17 protein-coding genes are annotated in these 25,107 nt (G+C 27.3%); 2 read left to right on the forward strand and 15 right to left on the reverse strand.

Annotation, left to right across the window (positions count from 1 at the left end; genetic code table 4):
* Positions 1 to 13: 13 nt before the first annotated feature.
* From AB5V95_RS00155 to AB5V95_RS00205, 11 genes are all read right to left on the reverse strand, one after another.
* Positions 14 to 1,138: a YhjD/YihY/BrkB family envelope integrity protein gene (locus AB5V95_RS00155; protein WP_369085915.1), complete on the reverse strand. Its 1,125-nt coding sequence runs from the start codon at positions 1,136 to 1,138 to the stop codon at positions 14 to 16.
* On the reverse strand, positions 1,138 to 2,550 hold the full coding sequence (gatB, locus tag AB5V95_RS00160; RefSeq protein ID WP_369085916.1) for an Asp-tRNA(Asn)/Glu-tRNA(Gln) amidotransferase subunit GatB: 1,413 nt from the start codon (positions 2,548 to 2,550) through the stop codon (positions 1,138 to 1,140). The genes AB5V95_RS00155 and gatB overlap by 1 nt, the downstream gene beginning before the upstream one ends.
* Entirely contained in the window at positions 2,543 to 3,865 is a 1,323-nt protein-coding gene (locus AB5V95_RS00165; RefSeq protein ID WP_369085917.1) for an amidase family protein, read from the reverse strand. Before AB5V95_RS00165 ends, gatB begins: the two co-directional genes overlap by 8 nt.
* Positions 3,855 to 4,157: a glutamyl-tRNA amidotransferase gene (locus AB5V95_RS00170; RefSeq protein WP_027122555.1), complete on the reverse strand. Its 303-nt coding sequence runs from the start codon at positions 4,155 to 4,157 to the stop codon at positions 3,855 to 3,857. Before AB5V95_RS00170 ends, AB5V95_RS00165 begins: the two co-directional genes overlap by 11 nt.
* 7 nt (positions 4,158 to 4,164) lie before the next feature.
* The gene (locus AB5V95_RS00175) at positions 4,165 to 4,998 is read right to left on the reverse strand and encodes an RluA family pseudouridine synthase (RefSeq protein ID WP_027122554.1); all 834 of its coding nucleotides are present in this window, start codon (positions 4,996 to 4,998) and stop codon (positions 4,165 to 4,167) included.
* The gene (scpB, locus tag AB5V95_RS00180; protein ID WP_027122553.1) at positions 4,991 to 5,614 is read right to left on the reverse strand and encodes an SMC-Scp complex subunit ScpB; all 624 of its coding nucleotides are present in this window, start codon (positions 5,612 to 5,614) and stop codon (positions 4,991 to 4,993) included. The genes AB5V95_RS00175 and scpB overlap by 8 nt, the downstream gene beginning before the upstream one ends.
* The gene (locus AB5V95_RS00185; RefSeq protein WP_036475900.1) at positions 5,604 to 6,422 is read right to left on the reverse strand and encodes a segregation/condensation protein A; all 819 of its coding nucleotides are present in this window, start codon (positions 6,420 to 6,422) and stop codon (positions 5,604 to 5,606) included. Before AB5V95_RS00185 ends, scpB begins: the two co-directional genes overlap by 11 nt.
* Positions 6,423 to 6,445: 23 nt before the next feature.
* Positions 6,446 to 7,240, reverse strand: a complete 795-nt coding sequence (locus tag AB5V95_RS00190) for a lysophospholipid acyltransferase family protein (RefSeq protein ID WP_369085918.1) — start codon at positions 7,238 to 7,240, stop codon at positions 6,446 to 6,448.
* Positions 7,241 to 7,249: 9 nt separating this feature from the next.
* Positions 7,250 to 7,552, reverse strand: a complete 303-nt coding sequence (locus AB5V95_RS00195; protein WP_369085919.1) for a 4'-phosphopantetheinyl transferase superfamily protein — start codon at positions 7,550 to 7,552, stop codon at positions 7,250 to 7,252.
* Positions 7,553 to 7,705: 153 nt separating this feature from the next.
* The gene (locus AB5V95_RS00200) at positions 7,706 to 9,034 is read right to left on the reverse strand and encodes an aminopeptidase C (RefSeq protein ID WP_369085920.1); all 1,329 of its coding nucleotides are present in this window, start codon (positions 9,032 to 9,034) and stop codon (positions 7,706 to 7,708) included.
* A gap of 98 nt (positions 9,035 to 9,132) precedes the next feature.
* The gene (locus AB5V95_RS00205; RefSeq protein ID WP_027122548.1) at positions 9,133 to 9,837 is read right to left on the reverse strand and encodes a TrkA family potassium uptake protein; all 705 of its coding nucleotides are present in this window, start codon (positions 9,835 to 9,837) and stop codon (positions 9,133 to 9,135) included.
* A 182-nt stretch (positions 9,838 to 10,019) separates the two neighbouring features.
* Between AB5V95_RS00205 and AB5V95_RS00210 the strand changes: the two genes are divergently transcribed.
* Both AB5V95_RS00210 and AB5V95_RS00215 read left to right on the forward strand, forming a co-directional pair.
* Complete coding sequence (locus AB5V95_RS00210; RefSeq protein ID WP_369085921.1) at positions 10,020 to 11,588, forward strand: TrkH family potassium uptake protein; 1,569 nt, start codon at positions 10,020 to 10,022, stop codon at positions 11,586 to 11,588.
* Between the two features lie 9 nt (positions 11,589 to 11,597).
* Positions 11,598 to 19,766 carry a hypothetical protein gene (locus AB5V95_RS00215; protein ID WP_369085922.1) on the forward strand — a complete coding sequence of 2,723 codons (8,169 nt, stop codon included), beginning with the start codon at positions 11,598 to 11,600 and terminating at the stop codon, positions 19,764 to 19,766.
* Positions 19,767 to 19,819: 53 nt separating this feature from the next.
* Here the strand turns inward: AB5V95_RS00215 and AB5V95_RS00220 are convergent, their stop codons facing one another.
* From AB5V95_RS00220 to atpD, 4 genes are all read right to left on the reverse strand, one after another.
* Positions 19,820 to 21,874 (reverse strand): Vmc-like lipoprotein signal peptide domain-containing protein, encoded by a 2,055-nt coding sequence (locus AB5V95_RS00220; RefSeq protein ID WP_369085923.1) that lies wholly within the window; start codon positions 21,872 to 21,874, stop codon positions 19,820 to 19,822.
* A 258-nt stretch (positions 21,875 to 22,132) separates the two neighbouring features.
* On the reverse strand, positions 22,133 to 22,969 hold the full coding sequence (locus AB5V95_RS00225) for a hypothetical protein (RefSeq protein ID WP_369085924.1): 837 nt from the start codon (positions 22,967 to 22,969) through the stop codon (positions 22,133 to 22,135).
* A gap of 197 nt (positions 22,970 to 23,166) precedes the next feature.
* Positions 23,167 to 23,535, reverse strand: coding sequence for an ATP synthase subunit epsilon (locus AB5V95_RS00230; RefSeq protein WP_027122543.1), 369 nt, complete (start codon positions 23,533 to 23,535; stop codon positions 23,167 to 23,169).
* 4 nt (positions 23,536 to 23,539) lie between these two features.
* A complete protein-coding gene (atpD, locus tag AB5V95_RS00235) occupies positions 23,540 to 25,099 on the reverse strand; it encodes a F0F1 ATP synthase subunit beta (RefSeq protein WP_369085925.1) in 1,560 nt (519 codons plus the stop codon).
* Positions 25,100 to 25,107 lie beyond the last annotated feature (8 nt).

Consider the following 25,107-nt stretch of genomic DNA (forward strand, 5'->3'; position numbering starts at 1 on the left):
AATTTTACTTTTTTTAAATTGAGACTTTTTTTCTCTTTAATCAACTATTTTTTTCAATCGTCGGCATGTTGACAAATGTATGATAAAAACTAGAATTTACAATTATGCCTGCATATATGAAATATGACATAATGCTCAATAATAAAATTACATACATAAATGAAGCGACGGTTCCGAATTTTTTATATGGTATTAACGATGTTAAAGAACCAAAAATTAAAATGAAAAGCGATGTAGGTATTGAAGCAATAAATGCTCCAGGATTTGCCTGAGAAATTTTTAATTTAAAACTTGGCGCATAACTGAAAAATAGTAAAAACGATAAATATGTGAATGTTGGTAGAAAAATTATGATTGTAAATCAGTAAATCATATAAAATTCCCACTCTAATTTAAAGTCAGCTAAAGACATTGAAGCAATATCACTTGTAAACTGACCTAGGCCGGCTTTTTCAATTAAAAATGTCATAAATGCAGTAAAACCTAATAAAACAACAGTTAAACCAATGCATATTAAAATACTCATGATAAAACCTTTTAATCTGGTTTTTCACATTCTATGTGGCGATTTATGACTATATAATGCATCTATTGAATCGATAAATTTTGAATAACCTTTCGATGCTATAAATAAAACTGATATTGCAAATAATGCAAAGGCAATTGCCCCTCCAGCAGAATCTCATAAAGAAGAAATTGAAGGTATAACTTGAGATATACCAGGAACAACTTGACCCAATATGATATGTTCTAATACAACCTCATATTTATCACTTATTTTGCCAATAATACCTAATGATAGTGATATAACGGGAACGAATGATAAAAATAAATACATTGCATAACCCGCTGGAACGAAAGCAAATTCGTGAGAACTTAATTTTCTATAAGTCGTGTCAACGATTTCTCTTCCTTTTGTTCTAGAACTTTTTAAATACCTTGGTATTGCGATAAATAAGATTCCAAATATAATTCACTTTATAAGTTTTTCAAAGAAATTTTTATTTGGTTTATTTTTTACAATTTGGCTAGAACTTACATTTAAATTATTGTTTTTCTTTTCTTTATCTAAACTATCGTTTTTATTATTTTTGGCTTCTCAACCAGTTTTAAGTTTATTGGGTTTTTTATTTCACATTATTGAAATCTTTCTGATATTTTTTTATTAAGTTCAGCAGCATTAGCTTTACCCATTGTTTTTTTCATTGCTTGCCCTAATAAAAACTTAGAAGCTCTTTGATAATTTTTACTAAATTCGTTTTCCAAATCGGGATTTTCTTTTAGTATTTCGTCGATTACATCATCTAGAGAGATTGAAATTTCTTTAATAAACAGATCTTCTTCTTTAATAATTTCATCGATATCTTTATTTGAATTATCTTTTAATTGAATTATTAATTTAAAGTCTGATTTATTGATTTTTGAATCAATAATGTAATTTATAACTTGTTGTGCATCACTTGGGCTAAATTTTAATTCATTGATTGTTTTATTGTTTTGATTAATGTATGAAACAATATCAGAGAAAAATATATTAGCAGATTTTTTAAAGTCTTTTGAATTGATTTTATCTAAATAATTAGCATATTCAAAGTTATTTAATAGTTGTGATATTTGCACTTGGTTTAGTCCATGAGAAATATAACGCATTTCTTTGTCATAAGGTATTTCTTCAATTTCTACTGCTTCAATATCTGCGTCAGAAAGTTGTATATAAGGAAGATTAGGTTCAGGGAAATACTTATAATCAATAGCGTCGCTTTTAGATCTCATTGAAACGGTAATATTCTTTTGCTCATCAAAACGTTTTGTTTCTTGAACGAAAGATTCGTTATTTAGATATTTATTCACTTGATAATTTGCTTCATATTCAATTGCCTTTTCAATATTAGAAAATGAATTTAAGTTTTTGATTTCAACTCTGGTGTTTAAATCATTGGTACCTTTTTTTCTTACTGAAATGTTAACATCGGTTCTTAAACTACCTTCGTTCATTTTTGCGTCGCTAATGTTTAGGGCTAATGCGGTTTGTCTAATTGCTTCAACATAAGCAATTGCTTCTTTAGCTGAGTGAATAACTGGACGAGAAACTATTTCGATTAAAGGCACTCCGGCACGATTATAATTTAAAAATGTTTCTGAACCTTCATGTAGTGATTTGGCAGTATCTTCTTCTAAGTGAATTCTCTCGATTGAAATTTCTTTTCATTCGTTGTCAACTTTGACTTTTATTTTTCCTTCTTTTCCAATTGGATTGAATTGTTGGGTTATTTGAAAACCTTTTGTTAAATCTGGATAAAAATAATTTTTTCTGTCAAATCTAACTAACTTATCAATAGACATATTTAATGCTTTTGCTAGTTTTATACCCTTGATAATGGCCTGAGAATTAACTAATGGTAAAGAGCCAGGATATGCTAAATCGATATTAGATACAGATTCATTAACTTTGTCTTCATAATTATTTGAAGCAGGAGAAAACATTTTTGTTCTTGTATTTAATTCAAGATGAATTTCAATACCGATTACAATATCTCAATCATTATTCATTATTATCTCCTATCAATTTTTCAATGTAAAGCGCATGTGAAAGCATTTTTTTATCTTGATATAATTCACCATCAATAGCAATATTAAAAGGCATATTATTTAAATCGTTTCCCATCTTTAAAGTTAATGAAGGGTTTCCAACAAGATTTGCATATGTTAAAATGAAGTCCATGTATGTTGATTCATATTTTTTATTTATTAGCGGAGCTGAATCATTAGAAGCTGGATAGATAAAAATATCAGCAGATTTATGTATTTTAGTGAAATATTCAGACAAGTAGCGTCTCATTTTTTTAGCTTTAACAAAGTATCTAATTTGATTTTCTTCTTTTAAAAAATATGAACCTAAAATTAAACGAGATTGAACCATTTTCCCTAATCCGTTAGATCTGGTTAATAAATAGGTTTCTTCTCAATTTTCGCCTTCTATTCTATTTCCAAATTCAGTGCCAACTAAATTTGCTAAATTAGAAGAAGCTTCTGAAAAAGCTATAACTTTGTAAACAACATCAATTGAATTTAAAAGTTGTTCGTCTGCTTCTACCTTGATTAACTCTATATCTTGTTTTTTTATTGATTCAAGTAATTTTAAATATGAATCTTTGACCGGTTCACTAAGTTTGTCAAAACAATCTAAATAAGCAACTTTTTTAGGTTTTGTTATTTCAATATCTTCTCTATTAAACGAAAGGTTTAATGAAGTTAAATCATGCTCTAAATCTTGCTTGTATAAAACGCTTGCTACGTCAATTGCATCGGATACGTTATGTGTAAAGTAAGCTACAGTATCCAATGAAGATGAAAATGCAAAAAGTCCATATCTACTAATTGCTCCATAGCTTGGTTTAAAACCGACTTTTCCTATATTTGAAGCCGGTTTTCTTACTGAATCTCCAGTATCAGAGCCAATTGCAAAAGCGACATCTTCATCAAAAGTTGCAGCAGCACCAGAAGAAGAACCTCCTACTAAATATTTTTCGTTTAATGGATTTTTTATCAAACCATAAACTGAATATTCGCCCGATCCACCCATACCAAATTCGTCTAAATTTGTTCTAGCAACACAAGTCGATCCTGATTCTTCTAGTAATTTAATTATTGTTGCTTTATAAGAAGGTCTAAAATTTGACAGTATTGAACTTGAACCTGTGGCAATTGTATTTGTATCTGCGTAATTATCTTTTACGGTAAAAACACTATTTGCTAATATTCCAGTATTTTTTAATTTAGCGTTTTCAAAAACATGCGCAACAGCATTATTTTTATTATTTAAAAGTTTTGAAATTGATTTTTCTAAATTGCCGTTATTTATCATTAATAACCTTTCTCATTACTACATAGTCATCATTACGATTGGCAGCATTGTTTAATAAATCTTGTTTTTTAATATTAAAAGATGTATCAACTTCATCTTTTCTTAGCATTGAAAAATCAATTGGTTTTTCATTAATATGAGATTGGGCTTTATAGTTGTCTAAATTAAAATTTTCCAAATCATCTAATTTTTTATCTATTGAAATTAGCATATTTTTAGCCAATTCTAAAACTTCGGGATTTGGGTCAAATAGTAAATTTTTAGCCAGTTTTTTTAATTCTGTTTCTTGCATAAATCCCCTATCATCTTGCTTGAGCAATAAAAATTTGTTCATTGTATTCTGAAAATTCTTCGCTTAATCCGTGAAATGTAATTGAATATGAGTGTAGATACATTCTCTTTGCTCATTTTCCGCCATATTTAATATCACCTAGAATTGGATATTTTAAATATGATAATGTTGCTCTTATTTGGTGTTTTTTTCCAGTTAAAATTTTTGCAAATTTTCTATTTCCTTCTTTATAAAAAATTGTGTGAGCCTTAATTCCAAAATTTTGGTCAACAACCATTTTCTCATTTTTTATATCCTTTTTTAATCTTACAGTTATATCAAGTAAGTCTTCGTCAAAATCTGAAACAAATTGGTAGACTTTGTCAAATTGATTTTGCTTTTGTTCGAATTCTACGAGGGTTTTATAGTTTTTTGCATAAACAACCAGACCACTAGTTTTTTTATCAATTCTTCCGATTGAAGCTGGCCTAAATGATGAAGTTTTCTTGTAATTTAAATATTTTAAAACTTGATCATCTAAGCAATTTTCTTCAGAATGCATTGCGATGTTTGTTGCCTTATCAATTATCATGATATTTTTATCTTCGTAAATAAGTTTAAAGTTAATTTGTGAAGTATTTTTTTCGGCAGGTTTAAATGCATCTTGCAACCCGTAAATTTCGATAACATCATCTAATTGAACTTTATATTGTTTATCTTTTGTTCTTACGCCGTTAACTTTAACGTCTTTTTCTCTAAAAATTTTTTCAATTCTAGAAATTGGAACATTATCTAATACTCTAACTAAATATTTAAATAAAATACGCCCAACATCATCTTTTTTTGCTTTAAGTTTAATCATCTTCACCGTCTCCTGCCACTAAAATTCCGTCATTGTCTGTATCTTGGCGTTGAGAATCAAATAAATTGAAATTTTTATCAAGTTCATCTTCTTCTTCGCTTGTGTAACGTCCAAATTCAGGAAAAGGTGGTAATTCAGCAAGTGTTTTAATTTTAAAATAATCATAAAATTTATTGGTAATTCCATAAAGAATAGGATTACCAGGAGTTGAAGCTACTCCAACTTCTTCAATTATCCCTTTTTCAAGTAGACTTGATACAATACCGTCACTAACAACACCACGAATATTCGAAATCATTGAACGTGTTACGGGTTGTTTATATGCCACAATTCCAGCAACTTCAATTCCTGCATTTGACAATCTTTGTTTTCTAGTTATAGTAACAAGGTCACTAATATATTCTTTAACACTTTCAACGGTTAAGAATTTAAATACATCATTAAATTCGTGCACTTTAATTGCTCTATCTTGTTTGTTAAATTCTTCTTTAAAATCTCTTAATAAACGACGAGCTTCTTGAACAGTATTTAATTTAAAAGTTTCCTTAGCTTGTTCTGAACTAATACCATCAGCACCTTGAATAAACAATAATGCTTCTAAAATTTTATTCTTCATATTCAACTCCTTTAGTGAAAATAATAATACCTTCTTCTTCTTTTTGCTCCATTACAATAATTTGCTGTCTAGCTAAGTCTAATATTGCTAGTAAGGTTATTACAAAATGACCAATTGTTGGAACATTAAATATTTCTTCAAACGGAACGGTTTGACGGTTTTTAAAAAGTTCAATAACACGCTTCTTTTGCTCTTCGGGACTTACTGCAATCGTTGTAATTGTAACGTGTCTAATTAACTGTGCATAGGTCCTTTCAAACATTTTTCTTAGTGTTACGACTAATTTAGAGCTATTAGAATGTCCGTCTAAAATACTTCCGTCAATTTCTCTTTCAAATTCTTCTGTGTCTTCTGGGTTTTTAGAATATAAGTTTTTTCTTTTTTCTTCTTGAATTTTAAGAAGTTGGGTTATTTCTTTAAACTTTTCATATTCAGCAATTTGTTCTAAAAGACGTTTTTTCTCTTGTTTAATTTCTTCTTCAGCTTCAGGATCTTGTAAAAGCATTCTAGCTTTAAGTTGCAATAAAGTTGCTGCCATTACAAGATATTCAGACGCAATGTCAAACTCATATGCTTGCAAATTCTTAATAATGTCTAAGTATTGATTAGCTAAATCAAATAAATCAACATCAAAAATGCTAATATTTTTTTCTTTTATCAAACTTACCAATAAATCTAAAGGTCCATCAAAATTTGCCAATTTAAAAATATGACGGTCTTCAGAAGTTTGAATTTGTTTTTTTTCTTTATTGTCTTGATTTTCTTCAATTGAAATTTCTCTTATGATTGGCTTTTCGGTTTTTTCCATATATTTCTTTTCGTTATTATTTTTTATTTTTTACTTTTTTTAGTGTATGTGTTTTTGATAGTTTCTTTTGATGTTATTATTTGGTCAACATAGTTTGAAGCAACGATGTTTTTAACTTGTTCAGCTAATGTTTTAGTTGGTATGGTTTGGAAAGTTTGAGACTTAATTAATTTGTGGAAGGTAACAGTAACAACTATTTTTTCTTTTCGATTTCAGTCAAGTGCATTAGCCGCATTGTTAATTGTGGTTGGGATGATTGGTAAAAATGATGATTGCGCTAATTTAAAAGCTCCGCTATTAAATTGACCTATTTTTCCGTCTTTTGTTCTTGTTCCTTCTGCAAAAATAACACCTGATGATTTATTTTTCTTTACAAATTTACCAAATTCAGAAAGAATTGTCAATGCCTCTCTTGGTTTTGATGGGTCAATAAAATGAGTGTCTGCAAATTCTGCAATTTTTTTAACTGATTTTTTTCTTTGAGCTTCAACTCTTGCTACAAAGTTAACAACCTTACTTGTTTTGTGTCCGTCGCCGTGGTTATATAATGCTGATAGCATAATTAGGGCATCTAAATAAGTTGAGTGGTTAGGTATTATTAAACATGGTCCATTTGGAACGTTTTCAAATCCTTCAACTTTAAGTTCAATATTTAAATGCTTCAAAATATTTGACACATGTTTTTGTAAATAAAAATTACGCTCTGATACTTTGTAATATTCTGGCATTCTTTTATGACGAGAAGCTTTTGATTTTAAAATGTTAATATTTGTTAAAAGTGGTATTAATCTTCAAAATGCTCTAGTTTTTAGTTTCATATTTGTCTCCTATTTTTTTAATACGATTGCTATTAATAAATTTCCTTCATCGGAAGTCGAGATTTCAAAATCTAAGAATACATAACGTCCTTCCGAGCTTTTTTTAATTAAGACTTCATTAAAACACGAATATTTATTATCGGCTTTAAATAACGCTTCTTTGATTGCTCACCTTGTTGCCAAAAATTTAGGCTTTTGATCAGATTCGAGTTTATCAAACTCTTTTATCTCATCTTGGTGCAATACATTTTGCACAAATCTTTGGCTAACTTTTTTAAAGCGACTAACTCTTGTGATGTCAATTCCTATCATATTTTCTCCGTTTTTTGTCTTAATATTGTTAATTATAACAATAAATGCATAAAATCTCTTGAAATAAGAGGTATAAATCGTATATATTTTTTACCCTAAAAATTAAAAAATATGCTCACTTTTTTAACAAAGTAAGACATATTTTTTAATTAACTATTCTTCACAAAGTGGGTCAAAAATTGGAATTTCAATCGCAGTTTTATTTAGTGCTTCTTGAGCTTCTTTTGATAAGTATTTTTTATCAACTATTGCCATGTAATTATACTCTGTAAATCATTCATCACTCATTGAGAAAAATCCTTTTTTACCTTGAGCTTCGCCTCAACTATTTTCAACTTTTCAGGTTAAAGGCTTGTCATTATTATCTAAGTTAACCCCGACCATATTCATTGCGTGGCTAATTACTGATGCTCTTGATTCAAATTTTTCTTTTTTGCTGAATTCAGGAGTTTGAGTTAATGTTAAATCGTAGTTATATAATTCTGGATCCATAACTCCATCTGCTGATGAATATGTTGAAACATCACACCCGAATCACACTGTTTCACCAGCCTTCATTTGGTTAATCATCACCTTTTTCATTTCTTCAATTGAAACATTTAACATTGTTAAAGGTTTCCCGCCTACTTGATTATTTACTAAAGGAGCCACAAGCAATTGATTATATGGAAAAACTTCACGAGGATCAGATACTAAGTCAACTTTGTTTTTCAAAAAGTCGCCAACATATTTTTTATAGAAATCAATAGGTGTAATTTCTTCTAATCTTGTAAATTTTTTATCTTTGTCCATGTACTCGAAAGTAAATGATTTTGGAGGTTTTCCAAGTGTTTTAATCAAAATGTTATAAACATCTTCTAAAGCCGAAATTCTCAACTTTTCTACATCGGCTAGGTTATGTGTTTCGGCAAAAACTTTTCTCATTTTAGCAGTGTAAGCTTTTAATCTTCAATTAATTTGAACAACCATATCATTAGTTGCTTCACTATGGAATGATTCATTCATAGCATCTTTTGGGCAAACACCATATTTCTCAATTAAATTAACAAAGAATTCTCAATATCCACCATCTTGAACAGGCGATGAGTTAATTGCTCTGAACAAACGGTCTTCATTGTCAATTTCTAGTCCATTTTCAATAATTCAGGTTAAATAATAGTTAGCTTTTTCTAGTTTGTCATAGAAGTGTAAATAGTTTTGTGAAAGTTCTAAATTATCAATATTTAATACTTCCATTAATTTAACCCTAACTGAGTTTAAAGCGGCGAAAATTCAACATCTACCACTTTGTTTTTGGTTGGTTATAGCTCCATTTTTTGTTTCTAAAGAGAACATGAAGTTGTGTTTTTTTACAACTTCATTATTTGTTGAAGCTTTTTTAATTCCATTTTTAAAAATAGCGTTTTCTACAACTTTATTAATAGGATTTGAGTCGTATTTTTCTTGCATTTGTTTTAATAATAAATCATCAATTTTTTTCATATATACTCCTTGATATTAAATTGTATCATTTTTGCAAAAATATTGTTTTTTAGCATTTTTTTAAAATAAAAAGTTGCTTTTTAGCAACTTATAAATTTTTATTTTTTACCTTTTTTATCAACTTTAGCGCATATTTCAAAAACTTCGGTTATGTTTTCTAATTTTCCGATAAAAGTTAATAAGTCATCATCTTTGATTTCAAAATCACCCTCTGGTATATAAGATTTGTGATCTCTTTTTATCATGGTTATTGAAACACCATATTTATTTCTAAACCCTAAATCACTAATTTTTTTGCCAATCATATCTGGGTTTTTGATTGTGATTGAAGCACTCACAAAACCGTCTTGCAATTCAACCATGTGTTCTGAATAAAGTGTAAGGGTTGGATTAGCAACTAACATAGCTGTTTTTTTACCAGTTTCGACTTCAGGCATAACAATTGATTGAACGCCAATTTGTTTTAGAACCTGAGCATGACGATGAGAAGTAGCTCTTGCAATAATTGATTTGACTCCGACTTCTGCTAAAGCTGCAACAATTTCTATATTGTTAGATGCGCTGACAATAACAGCATCAAAATCCTTAACATTTATTGATTCTAAAGTTTTTTGTTCGGCACAATCTGCGACATAAATTGATTCAACTTCATCTTTAAAAGGTAGCAAATGTTTTTCATCTTCGTCAACTAAAACTAGTCTAATGTTATTTTCACGATCTTCTAATAAAGTTTTGACAATAGCGCTTCCAAAACGACCCATACCGATAATACAAATTTCACGTACTTTTTTAAATAATCTCATTTTTAAATCCTCCTAAATAATTTTTAAGGATATAAATATCTTACCATGATAGCAAAAAAGTGAATAAAATGACTATTATGATTTTTAAAATTTAGTTTTTAAAGTGGTTAAAAATTGCAAAATTATTACCCCTATATTATTAATAATAATATTTTTAGCTAAATGCGGTATAATTCTATGCTATGAAAAACGAAAAAAAGCAAAGTAAAGGATCTAATCTATTATTTAAGTTTTTAAAAAAAATTGGAACCATTAGATATATCTTCGTTATTTATGTATTATTTACAGTTTTAATGTCGCTTTTGCTATTTTGAAATGTAACACATAATTATAAAGAAGATGGAACGAAACATCAAGTTAACTACTTGGACGCTTTATTTATTGCGGCTTCAGCATTTAGTGACACAGGTCTCACCACACTCGTTATTGGTGATGTGTTTAACGAATTTGGACAAGCGATTATTGCAATTTGTATAGTGTTTGGAGGAATGGGAATATTTACTATAAAACTTTACTTATTCCAATCAATTTTAGGTTTAAAAGCTAACATATTTTCAAATCAAGTTTCTTTAACAGAACGTGGTGGAAATTCAATATTTGAAACTAAGAAGATGATTAAAATATCAATTAGTTTTCTAATTGTTGTTGCAATAATTTCATCATTAGTTTTCACTTTGATTTTTTATTACAACCCAAGTGAATATTTTAATAATGAAAAAGCAAATCAAGTTTTTAAAATGGGTGAAAGCTTTGAACAATGAAAATTTAATCCTTATGTAGCTGAAAAATATAATCCTTATCAAAACTTTAATTTATCAATCAAGTATGGGGTTTTCCATGCATTAAGTTCATTGAATAATGCTGGATTTGATATTATTAGTTCAAAAAGTTTGCAACCATATTACAAAGATTTTGCTTTTCAAATTTTAACCATTACTGTATTTTTAATTGGAGGAATTGGTTTTCCTGTAATTTATGATATTTGATTAAAAATGAAAAGTATTTATAAACGTAATAAAAGACACTGCTTTACTTTATTTACTAAGTTTACTTTAATAACTTATTTTACAACTACTATAATTGCTCTACTAATGACAATTGGTTTTGAAGTTAATGCAAAATCAAATCAAAATTTCTGAAATCAAGCAGAATATGGAAGTACATGAGATAAACTATTTGCAATTTATTTCCAAACCAAATCAACAAGATCGGCTGGATTTTCAACAGTAAATTACCATAATTTTACTCAACCAACTATTGTTTTACACGGAATATTAATGTTTATAGGTTTCTCTCCAGTATCAACTGCCGGGGGAATTCGTAATACTACTATAGCTGTAATTTTTCTAAGTGTTTTAACAATGATAACAGGAAGAAAACGTATCAATGCATTTAAACGTCAAATTGGAAAAGAAACTTTAATTAAGGCTATAAACGTATTTATCATTGCCTTGTTAATGGTCGTATTATCAACTTTAATTATTTATGCATCTATGCCAGAATCAGCAAGATCTGTTTATAATTTACCGTTTCCAATGACATATATAATGTTCGAGGTCTGCTCAGCATTCGGAAACTCAGGTTTGAGTGTGGGATTAAGTAATAATTTGAATATTTTAAGTAAGTTAGTAATCATTTCGGTTATGATAACTGGTCAATTTGGTATTCCACAAATTATAAAAATTTGAGGAAAAACAAAAAGCACACCTGAAAACTATCAGTATATTTACGAAGATGTATCGATAGGATAGGAGAGATTTATGAAAAAAATTAAAAAGACACTTGTAGCTGTTAGTTCGGCGGCTTCAATAGCATCGCTGGCTACTACAGCTATTGCCTGTCAAACAACAAAAATTGAAATCGATGATAATAAAAATAATAACGATTTTCAAAAAGCAATTTCTGCAAGTGTAAAATACATTGCAATTGGGGATGATTATGCTGCGGGTAATAACCATGGCAATAATAACTTCGTCTTAAATTACTTTGACAAAGAAAATAAAAATATCTTCGGTATTTCATATGCGTCATATTTGGCAAATTCAATTAATTTATTAGATGATGAAAAAACAAAGCTAGAATCTTATGAAAACTATGGACTATCTGGCTCAAATTTAGATCAATGATTATATATTTTAAATTCTGCTGATTATCAATTAACTGATAATATTTTACGCAATGTTGCTTACAATAAAAACTTAATGGCTAAAAATAATTCTACTAAGTTTAGTCAACAATTTGGAAACTTTGAAGCTGGAGATTTTAATAAGATTATTGAGAAAATTAAGGACTCTAATTTAATTACTATTTCATTAGGATTTAATGATTTTTTTGATAGTAAAAGTTTATTAGATATTATTTCGGTAGCTTCAGAAAAAAGCGAAAATAAAGAAAAAGTTAAAGAAAAATTAAATAATTTATTTGCTAATTTTGAATTTAAACTTGAAGCTATTGAATCAAAATATAATGAATTAGTTCAAAAAATTAGAGCATTGAATGAAAATATTAACATTAACTTAATTGGATATACAGCTCCATTTTTATCTCTTAACTTAATTTTAAAAAATGAATATGGCAATGATTATTTAGGAACAGCAATTGCTTCGTTGAATAATTTGATTAAAAATGTTGCTTTTAATAATAAAGTAAACTATTTTAATTTTAATAATGAAAATTATATATTAGCTAATCCAGATAAGTTTAGCGTTAATTTATTAGATATTTATCCTTCTGACAATGCTTATAAAAAATTAGCGCAAGATGTGTTTATGAAAATGGCTTTATCAAAAGATTCATACAATACAATTGTTGGTCAAAGAAGTTTGGATAGTGATATTAATTCTTATCAACAAACAATTTTATTCAATACCAAGTCAACAACAATAAAATCATTAGTTTTAGGCTTAACTGGCCAAAATGTGGATAGTTTTGAAAAAAGTTATCAATTTGAAACAATTGAAGAAAATGCGCAAACAATTGCTTCGCAAAATAAAAAAGCTTTCAACAGAGATTTCACTGGTCAACTAAAAGCTTATTTAAATAACGGACTAAACTTTAGCGTAGAAGAGCTAAAGAATTTTATGATATCGGTGATTAGAATTTTCAATATTGATAGTGGAACTTTTAAATTAACAACTGAATATATTTCAAATTTATTTAATGATCAAAGTAACATTGAACCTTTAGTTAAAATTTTTAATGTTATATTAGATAGTAAAACAATTAATTTAAATATTAATAAAAGTAACTATTTAATCAATAAAAAAATCGCTGAAGAATCTTATTCAAATCTCACATCAAATCATGTGCTATCACTAATAACTGACATTATTTTTAATAAAGATGTTTTATATAATTTACTAAGTGATATTTCAAATAGTGATATTTTACTAGAAGAAAATGTTAAGGCTTTATTTAAAGAATTTTCAAAGAAAGTTATTGAAGATTTTGTAAATTCAAAATCTTATCGTCGCTCTCTTGGAATTGATATTTCTGATACATTAAACTCAATTTTAGATAATGAACAAATTAAATTATCAATTAAACAATTGTTTTTTAATCTGTCAGATAAAATAGTCGAAAATCCAAGTTATTATTTTTCAAAAGAAGAGCGTAGTGATCTTTTATCTAAAGCAATTAAAACATCTAAAGATGATGTAAAAGAAGTTATTAAGCAAATTATTTCATGAATGAAAAATAATGAGCAATCAATGAATGGATTTATTGAGATAATTTCAAAATCAATAAGTGAGCTATATGAAATTCCTGAACAAAGTCACGAAGAAGTTAGATATTTTATTGCTAATTTAATTTTAAATCTTGATAAATTACCTAATCAAGAAAAACTAATTGAATTTGTTATTTCAACAATGATAAGTTCTAAAACATCAACTGGATCTTTTGATTTAAAACTATTTCTAAGATCTTTTGTTAATAACGTTGTATTTGATAAATTTAGTAATGATAAAAACAATGATTTACTATTTTCAATCTTGTCATTTATTCCTGAAGATAACATTGACAAAAAACGTTACGAAAATGGCAAAACCATTTTATCAACTTATCATGTAAAATACGAAAATGTCTTAAATCCTAATAACATTAGTTCAATTCTTTCAGAAGAAAAACGTTCTGATATCCTAAGGGTTATTAAAAATATAGTTTTAAATAAAAACAATCTTTTAAATGAATCAGCTAAAAAAGTTCTTACTGGTGTTACTGACAATTTAATAGATGCAACATTATCTGATAGAAGTCTATTATTACAACTTGTAAATCAGGTTGCTAATTTCATGATTACTCAACCAGCAATTAATTTAATTAAAAACAATGATTTATCAGCGATTATTGGAGAGCAAGACATTACTAAATTTTCACAAAACATTGTTAGTCAATTGATTAATTCTGTTAAAAATGAAAATGTAATTAATGGCTTTAAAAAGGTATTTAAAAACTTAATTTACAACGGTTCTAATTATAATTATGAAAGTTTTGACAAGTTTATTATTTCGTTTTTAAAAGACGCAAATAATAATGGCGTTCTAGATTTAATTAAGCCTTTGTTGCAAGAGATTTCAAGTCAAGACACACTGATGTTTGATTCAATAAAAATTGGAGCAGCGCTTTTAGAAAAAGATAGCGGAGTAAAAATTAGTTTAGAAGAACAAGAGATTATTTCTCATTATTTCAATGCAGTTTTAAAAAACTTGGCCAATACAAAACTTTATGATTCTTTTAAAGAAAGATTGGTTAACACATTGAACAATTTAGATGAAACAAAAGTAACTAATTTTTCAGAGTTTTCAACCTATTTATTCAATAATGTTAAAGAATTTTTCAATTTAAAAAATAATAAGAAATTAATTATTGAAATTATTGAAGCGGCAACTGTTAAGAATAAAAATGGCGAATCTAATTTTGATTTTTCATTATTAATCAAGAGTTTAAAAGCAATATTTAGTAAAGAAAAAATCATTGACTATATTTTAGAAAAAATTGATATTAAAACATTAGTATTAAATGAAATAAACGCTATTAATTTAGACAATTTAGATATAGAAGATCCAAACTCTGAAATTAAAAATAATTTAAATATAATTTTAAATAGTGCCAAAGCTTTTGCAAACGAAAGATGAGATGATTTTATTATTGTTAAATTTAAAGAGATAATTTCGCAAGTTTTAAATAATGAAACAGTTCAATCATCTCAATCATTACAAGAATTTGTATCTAATGCATTACTTGCTAATAAAGAAACATTGAAAAGTTTAATTACTGAACTTGTTTCTAATTTATTAACTGACAATGAAAAGAATATTACTGCTTTAACTGATATTTTAATTTCATTTTTAAACCAAAAAGTTTCTAATTTAAATATTTCTGAAGAAAATAAAAGTGGAATTACAAAAGTTGTTAAAAGATTAGTTGAAGTAATAAAGGATAATAATTTAGCGTCAGGATTGGCTGATAGTTTAGTTATAAATTTAGCAAACTATGTAAATAAAAACGCTTTTAACTTTGCCAATTTTAATTTTTTAGAAGCCTTAGATTTAAACAAAAATTTAGCCAATATTTTAACTCAGGCTAACATTGAGAACTTAATTGATTCATTAAATGAAACAGAAATGTATTCAATCTTAGTATTAGTAATTAAAAACGCTAATGTTTTAGTGAATGCCTTTGTTTCTGAAAGTAGTGGTCCAGTTTCTGACAATAATAATGAAACGGTTTTATCGACAGAAAGTCAAGGAAATAACAAAGCTAACAATATTCAGACAGAAAATATCTTGAATAAAATTGATTGAAATATTATTGCCAAAAAAGTCTGAAATAAATTATCTGTTGAAAAGAGAAGCAGTTTAATTTCACTGTTTATTGAAAGTATAAAAGAATTAAAATCTAACCATAATTTATCATCATTATTAAGCAAGGTATTGGCTAAAGAAATTAAAAAATTAAATGACCCTGCTCTAAATGATTTATTAACTAACCAAAATTTAGAACTTTCTGAATTTATTAAGGCAATTTATAATGAATTGAGCACAGAAGTTATTGATGATCAATTATTGAATAAATTAGCTGAAGTTTTAACATCGATTAATCAAAACTTTGCTTTATATAATTCAAATAGTTGAGAGGAATTTGCTTCAAATGTTATTAAACATTTAGACGCTAATAAAGGTAAAGAATTACTTCAAGCTGCAGTAGATAAGCTATTCGATAATAGACTGATTATTGACCATTTAGTCGACTATCTTGTTTCATATTTAAAATTAAATGCAAATACAACCTTAAGTCAAGATGAAATAAACAAGTTAAAAGATTATATTTTTAAAGTTTTATCAAATGCCAAAAATAGTCAACTTATCACTGGATTAATCAATGCTATAAAACAAGGATTTGCAAATCATAACGGTCCCATTTCTTCTAAAGAGTTGGCTAATAAATTATTAGAAAGTGTAAAAGGATATTTTGATTTTGCTAATAAAACTTTACTAGATAATTTAGTTGACTTTATTTTAGTAAAAAACGTTGAAGGAAATCATTTATACACAAGCGGTGACTTTATTAGGATTTTAAAAATATTAGTTGGCAAAAAAACCTTTGTTGAGTTTTTAGTTAAAAAAATTAATGTTAAGAAATTTTTAAATAACTTTATTTCTTCAGTTAAATTAGATGAAGTTCGTTTTGGTAAACCTATCCAAGATAGTTTTAATGAAATTATTAGTTATTCAACTGAATTTATTAATGAAAATTTTGATAACTTTGTTTTACCTTTAGTTTATGAATTAACAGAGAAATTATTTGACGATAGCACTACTGATAATATTAAGAATGCTTATGAATGAATTGGCAACTTCATTAAAGGAAATGTTCCATTATTATTGAATAAAGTGAATGAAATTTTTGCAACGTATTTAAATGGTGAAAAATCTGAAAAAGTGAAATCAGCTATTGCTAATTTATTAGTTGAACTAATGGATCAGGATTTAAAAAATATTAACTGGCCAGATCATGGAAAAGAACAACTAAAATCAATGATAAAAGGTTTAATTACTAAATTGCCATCATTTAATGTTTTAGACCATGTTGTTACTAATTTGTTGAACATTCTAGCAAATAATATTAATCATTATGGATTTGATTATAAGCAATATAATTTCAATGGATTAATTAATATTGTAGAAGTAATTAATACAATTAATTACGATAATATTGTTGAATATATCAAATCTCTAAATAACGAACAAATTAAGAATCTTGTCATTTTAATAATGAATAATAGTTCACAATTCTCAAATATTATTCCTGATTATGAAGATGTTACTTCTGAAGGTGCTGATAATAGTTCACCATCTGAAAATGAATTGGCTGAAGATACAAGTTCAAATAAGAATAAACAAATCATAGTTGCAAATGGACAAATTGTAATAAATATCAATATTTATTTAAAATTGTTCAAAGCCTCATTCTCTGTTTTAACTGATCAAGATAAAGAAGAAATTAAAGGTATCTTACCAACAACAATTGACTGATTGAAGACAGATAAGAAAGTTAAAAACTTTGTTAGACATTATTTAAACATTTATGTAAAAGATTTAATTTTAAAAGCCAATCCAAATGCTACTGCTTTTGCTAATGGAGTTGTTGATTTATTGTCTAGAACTTTATTTGAAACAAATACTGCAAGTAATATTCTTAACTCATTAGTAACATCATTGCTTGATTTAAATTCTGAAAAATTAAATAAAATTCAAACGATGAATGACTTGCTTAAATATTTAATTACTGCTAATAAAGAAGCACTTAAATTATTTGTAAATCAAGCCCTAAGTAATCTATTTGGCGATAAACAATTAGTTAAAGATGCATTAAACTTCATTATTGAATTTGCAAATAAAAAAATAAATATATCGCTAAGTTCAACAGACCAAGAAAATATGGTTAATTTATTGACTAGAATTGTAATGAAGTTGTCTGATTTTAACGTTGTTAATAGCGTTTTAGACACAATTATTGACTCGATTGCAAATGTTAACATATTAGATGAAGAAGGTCACTTCGATCAAAATGAATTTGGTAAACGTATTTTAAATGCTTTAAAAACTATTGAGTATGATAAGTATTTAACTACAGAAAATATTTCAGATTTACTTGAAACTATTTTAGATAAAACTATTGAAACTGTCACATTAGAAAATGAACTTATGGCAATATATAGATATGTTGTTGATAATTTATCTAACTTTAAAGACGCTTTTGTTAATGCGAAAAGTAAAGAAAATATCGAATCTGGTGCTGGAGATACATTATCATCTGAATCTGAAAATAGTGAGATTGTTGATGAAGCAAATAATGTTGAAAGAAAATTCTTAGAAAATCTTGAAAAATTAATTTACAATACATTACAAGCATTAAATGGTTCAGTTAAGGCTGATAATATTAATGGAAAAGAAGCCTTGATTAACTTCTTATACAACGTTACAAAAGATCAAGTTTTAAAAATTGACTGAACTCAAATTAAACAAAATATTTTCCCTAAAGAAAGAATGGAATGAATTGCAAGTAAGTTTGTTAATTATGATGAAGTTAAACAACTTATAACTTCACTTGTAAATGACTATGTGGCTGGCGAAAAGATTCAATCGACAAATTTAGGTGACTTAATTAGTAAGGTCATTTATAAAATTAAGGATAATTTAAAGATTAATTTAAAAAACTTTATACTGGCAGCTATTAAAGATAGAGATGTTGTCGGCGCTGTTGTTGATGATATAATGGCTTATTTAAGTTTAGAAAACACAACACAGGATGATAAAGATTTCTTAATTGAATTAGTTCAATTATTGCTACCAGAAATTGTTAAAACTGACTATTTCTCAAGAAAAGTATTGAATAGATCGGTTGACTGGGTTGCTAAATATGCAAAACAGTTTGATATTAATGACGCAACAAAATGATTGAATGATGCTATTATAAAAATAAAGAGCGGATTTAGTTTAAATGATGCTGTTTTATTAGCTCAATTTATCGGATCTAATAAAATTATTAATGGACAAAGATTAGTTAAATTGATTAATTTATTGTTTGGTAAAAGTAATTTACAAAATTCAATAATTTATAATGGTTTAAGAAACATTAATAAATCAGGAAATAGAACTAACATGACAACTTTAAATAACGCTGTAAGTGGAGCTATTTCTTCTGCATTTGGTGGCGGGGGATCGTCATCAGGAGCAAATGATGACCCTGATAATATCACACCTGGAACAGATTATTTAGTTTTAATTGACACTGTTTATAAAATACTGGCAGAAGCATATAACGCCGATCCTATGGCTTCAAATAATGCATTTAAAATTAGAGCACAAAGTGAAGCTTGAAAAGCCGTATATCGTTTTAATGTTGTATTAGACTGAATTATTTTCGAAGCATTTGGAAGGGAAACCAAAGAATCAGAACGTGATCCCGGAAGATGATATAACACTAAGATAAGTTTATATGCAGGAACACGTTCAATTTTATGAGAATTACAAGAGGGCACAAATATTAAAGCTATACCTGGTGTTTCTTCAAAATTTGCTGGTATGCAATATTACTTTAGCAATTCTGATATTAGAAGACAATTTACTAATTATGTAATTGCAGATAGTTGAAAAGGTGCTACATATTACAACGAAAATAATTACACGCCTGATGCTATTATCTATATAATTACTTCGAGTGGATATCATGATTCCGAAAAATCTAGAACTAAACAATTTAAATTTAAGGTTACTGAAAATGGCCAAGCAAATGAAATATCAAAAGCTGAGTATATTTTATTAACCATTAAAGAAGGTGGTTATTCTAAGTTTATGAATTTAAATAATGTTCAATCGATTAGCGGATGAAGTGGTTTAAATAGAGTTAAATTAGATGATTTTTAGCATAATAAAACAGAGCCTATAATACTGGCTCTGTTTTTGTTTTTGTTTAAAATTTATTCGGTTGCATTTGATGCTTCTGGTTCGGTTAAGTTAATATATAGAACTTCACCATTTGCATCATCTTTTATTTTGAAAGCAATTGCATATTGTCCGTTTTCTCTTTTGGCAATTCTTACGTATCTTTGTTTAGCAGGCCCAATTAAAGATTTAGATTTCATGGCATCTATAAATTCTTTACTGAATGTTACACCATCAAAAGCATTTGTTGCTTTAGCTTTGCTTTCACCAAATTTAGGCAATTTATCTTTTAATTCTACTCTTAGTTTATAAATATCTTCATTTTGGTTTCTTGTTTTATTATAAACATCAACTAGTTTAGCTTTTGCTTCAGCTGTTAAATAACCTGAAGCTAATTTATTTTCTTTTGCTAACTTAGCAATTTTTGATTCACTAACTTCTGAAGCTTTTAACCCTTCAAAAACAACTTTGTGTTCATATCTTTTGTTGGTTAATTCGTTTTTAAATTTGTAAACTAAAGTAGCTTTTCCTTCTTTGTTTAAATCTTTTTCTTCTTGTGATTTTAAATTGTGATAAATAACTTCAAATTTAATAAACTTAGGATCGTTTAGATAACTTCCTTTATTTATGTTTAAAGTAATATTGCTATCGTCCAATTCATTAGCAAATATTTCTGATTTTTCACCCTTTATTTCTTTTCCAACAAGTTCAACGTATTTATCTAATTCTGGAGCTTCACGAGTAATTACTGTTGAAACAACATATTCTTTACCATTTAAATTCATTGTTGCTTTTAATGTTTTTGTTGATTCTTCAAATGTTACTGTATATAACTTTTCTTTATTAAATTCTGTAATACCATTTTCATATAGTAAACCAGCTGTTAAAACATTTGGATTGCTTAAATCAATTTCATTTTCGCCATCTTTGATAAATAGGTCATAATTTTTTTCTTCATCTTCTTTAATTTCATTTACAAAATAGAAATCTCCAAAAGTTAATTTATTAACGAATTCATCAACTTTTTCTGTAGACACTTTTTCAACAGGTTTAAACCCTTCGATTGAATAATCTTCAATTCCAAAATCTACACCTTCAGCTTTAACTTTGAAAGATATTGAGTTTTTAGAATAATCTCTGTCATTTATTGTAACTGCAGTTATTCTGATATTGTGTTTGTTTAAAAATTCTTTTGTTTTTTCAACAGTTGTTTCTTTGTCTTTGAAAATAGGTTGAATTTTTTCTAATTTTTCAGCTGGTAATTCACCATCTTCAAATGAATTTACAGAAATTGTATTTTTATCTTGATAATCAAATGAAAGTTTTTTATATTTTGTTAAATAATCTGCGCTAACACCTGATGCAATAGCTTTTTCAAATGATAAAATTTTAGGTTTTGAATTTGTGCTGTTTTTATAAACCAATTTAGCTGTTAAATCAACGTCTCCTGAAAACTTAGAATTCTTTTCGCTTGTTTCGTCAAATTCATATTCAACTTCTAAGTCATTTAATTCAGGGACAAACATTTCAGTATTTTCAAGTTTTATGTTAATTGTATTTTCGTCATTAACTAAATAGTAGGCATCTAGTGTTTTAACGCTTTCTTCGCCGGCATCCGTATTACTTGAATCAACTAACTTAAATACAGAATGTTCTGAATTTAATAATGCATCTAAGTATTCGCTATTTATTGCAAAATCTGAAATTAAAAATACTTTTGGATCAGATTCTAGGTCTTTATGGCCTTCGTCTTTATATTTGGCTACTAGAGTAACTTTGGCATTATTTAATAATTTATTTGGTTCAAATTTTGTTATTGAATACTCAATATCATTAGAAGAGTTTTCTATTTTTACTCCTTCTAATTTTGCATCAATAATATTTGTTGTTTCTTTGTCTTTATATGTAATTTCTGCCAATCTTATAGCTTCGTTTAATGCATTTTTTGAGTAATCAGTTTTATCCTTTTCTTCATTATCCTTTTCTTTATCGTTATCGATGTTCCTTGAACATGATGCTGCGATAATCAACGGCGCTGATGCTATAGCAAAAGAACCTAAACTTAAAAATAGCATTTTAGCTTTCTTCATTTTTATATATATTTCCTTCCTTAATTTTTTTATATATTATTATTTTAACTGTTCAGTTGCTAAATAATTTAATTTTTTTATTTTTTGTATGTTACCAACCTTAAAATGCATATTTCGCTTATTAATAGCTGCAATGAAGCAAACTTTTGCTATGATAAATTTCATTGTATTGAGATTTTTTACAAAATTTTTTTTCAATTACTTATACAAAAGTTTCAAATAAAAAAATATAACCCAGAACCGTATCTGGGTTTGATATTAATAATCAAGTGTGAAAAGTTTATTTTTATGAGTTAATTTTCTTACATCAATTTTATATTTTTTTATATATTCATCGTCACTTTGATTATCCGTTTTAGGATAATATCTTTCAAAAACAGCAAACACCTCAGCTTCTTCATGAGTGTTAATAATTCATATTGCGAATGCATCAATAACGTCAATAGATTTATCTGGATTATATTTAATTTCGTTTTTTCTTAAAACTTTTAAAAGCGACCATTTTCCCTCACCGGGATATCATGTATGAAAATATAACGGATTTCTAAATTTCGTTTCACCATTGATTGTAGTTGCATTTGATGTTGGTATTATAAACTCTTTAATTTCTTTAATAGGAGATGCAAAATAATCACTTGTATTATTAAATTGGTCAGGAATTTCTAATTTTATAGAATGAGGAAAGTATAAAAATGTAATTTCTTTCGCTTTTGAAAGTCAATTTTTAAATTCTTTTTCATATCCTTCTTTGCTGTTTATAGTATTATTTTCTAATTTTACATTTATGCCAAGCATATAATAGTTTTCAACTTTATTTTCATTAACAAAATCCATTAATTCTTGGTATTTATTTTCTGTTTTAAAAGTTATTTTTCTAAAAGGATTGTTAATTGTTTCGTTTTTATCTTTATTGCGAAGTTTTGAATATAAAAGCGGATTTTTAGAATATTCATTTTTATAAATTCCGCCAGGTCTTACAATTTCATCTTTTTGTTTATTATCTTCAATTTTGTGATTCATACAGCTTGTAGATAATAAAATAGTACTTATAAATGGAGGAATAGTTAATATTTTTATTCATTTATTTTTTTTCATTATTTTATAAATTCCTTAATTCTAATAACACTGAAACATTTGTGCTATTTCTTTTTATAATGCTTTATGTCCTTATTTTACTATTTTTAAAAGAAGTGTTAAATTTATAATTTTAAATACTTATATATTTACACAAATAATTTACATATTTATTTATTTTCTGTGCAAAGTAAATAAAAACCGAGATTTACTCGGTTCTATTTATTATTTTCAGCAAGTTTTTTCTTAAGAACAATCTCTTCAATGATTGTATATTTCTTTTGATCGGCTTGAACAAAATTTTGAGTAAGGTCAATCGGTTGAGTGCTAATTTGATTTACGATTAAAGAAAGGACATTATTCTTAAATTGTACTATACCTTTGTCAACATAAAATTTTTTAAGTTCAGGCGAATTTAAATGATTGATATAAATTTCAGAAGGGATTAAGGCAGCCATAAATTGAGGACCGCCTGCCATTAGACCAATTTGTCCTTCGGTTGTTCTAAAAGTACAAATTTCAGTTGTATCATCGAAATAAACTCCAAGTGGTGTACTGATAATAACTTGAATTTGATTAGACGCCATATTATTAAGAAATTGTAGCTCCTAATTTTTTAGCTTTTTCAATTACGTCGTCAATTGTTCCGACATATAGAAAAGCTTCTTCTGGTAATTCATCGTATTTACCACTTAAAATTTCTTTAAATGATCTTATTGTATCGGCAAGGTTTATATATTGTCCTGCGATACCAGAGAATTTTTCAGCAACGAAAAATGGTTGTGAAAGGAAGTTTCTGATTCTTCTTGCTCTTGCAACAACTTTTTTATCTTCTTCACTTAGTTCGTGCATACCAAGAATTGCAATAATGTCTTGTAGTTCTTTAAATCTTTGTAAAATATTTTGAACTTCACGAGCAGTATTGTAATGTTCTAAACCGATAATATTAGGGTCCATCATTCTTGAATTTGACCCTAATGGATCGATAGCTGGATAAATACCTAATGCAGCAATATCACGGTCTAAAACTGTTTTGGCATCTAAGTGAGTAAATGTTGTAGCTGGTGCAGGGTCAGTTAAGTCATCAGCCGGCACATAAACTGCTTGAACAGATGTAATTGACCCTTTATTTGTAGATGTTATTCTTTCTTGTAATTGACCCATTTCAACAGCAAGTGTTGGTTGATATCCAACGGCTGACGGCATACGTCCTAATAAAGCTGAAACTTCAGATCCGGCTTGTGTGAATCTAAATATATTATCAATGAATAATAAAACGTCTTGACCCATTTGATCTCTAAAATGTTCAGCCATTGTTAAAGCGGTAAATGGTGCTCTCATACGTGCGCCAGGAGGCTCGTTCATTTGTCCGAATACTAATGCGGTTTTATCTAAAACACCACTAGCTTCCATTTCGTGATATAAGTCATTTCCTTCACGGGTACGTTCCCCAACACCAGCAAAGACTGAAAGTCCGCCGTGTTGTTTAGCAATATTGTTAATTAATTCTTGAATTAAAACGGTTTTACCAACACCAGCACCACCGAATAGACCAATTTTTCCACCTTTAATATATGGAATTAATAAGTCAATAACTTTGATTCCAGTTTCAAAAACTTCCATAGTTGATTTTTGTTCTTCATAACTTGGAGCTGCTTTATGAATTGGCATTCTTTGTTCGAATTTTCCACCTTTTAAATCAATTGGTTCTCCTAAAACATTGAACATTCTTGATAGAACACCTTTTCCGACTGGAGTTGTAATTGGCGAATTTAAGTCAAGAACTTTCATTCCTCTACGTAGACCAATAGTTAAGTTCATAGCTATTGTTCTAACGGTATCATTACCAATGTGTTGAGCAACTTCTAGAATTTGTTCTCCCAAATTCTTTTTATCTTTTTCATCGATTTGAACTTTAAGGGCGTTAAGGATTTTAGGTGCTTTACCTTCTTCAAATCTTACGTCAATAACTGCACCTAAAATTTGAGTAATAACACCATAATTTGGCTCTTTATTTTCAGTTTCTTTTTCAGATTCTAAAACGTTTTCTATTTCTTTTTCAGAGAATTTTTGTTCATTATTATTTTTTATTGTTTTTCTAGTTGTATTCGTTTTTTTTGCAACTAGTTCTTCTTGATTTGTTTTTTCCATAGTTTCCT

Origin of the sequence: Metamycoplasma spumans (assembly GCF_041026625.1) — a bacterium.
GTDB lineage: Bacteria > Bacillota_I > Bacilli_A > Mycoplasmatales > Metamycoplasmataceae > Metamycoplasma > Metamycoplasma spumans.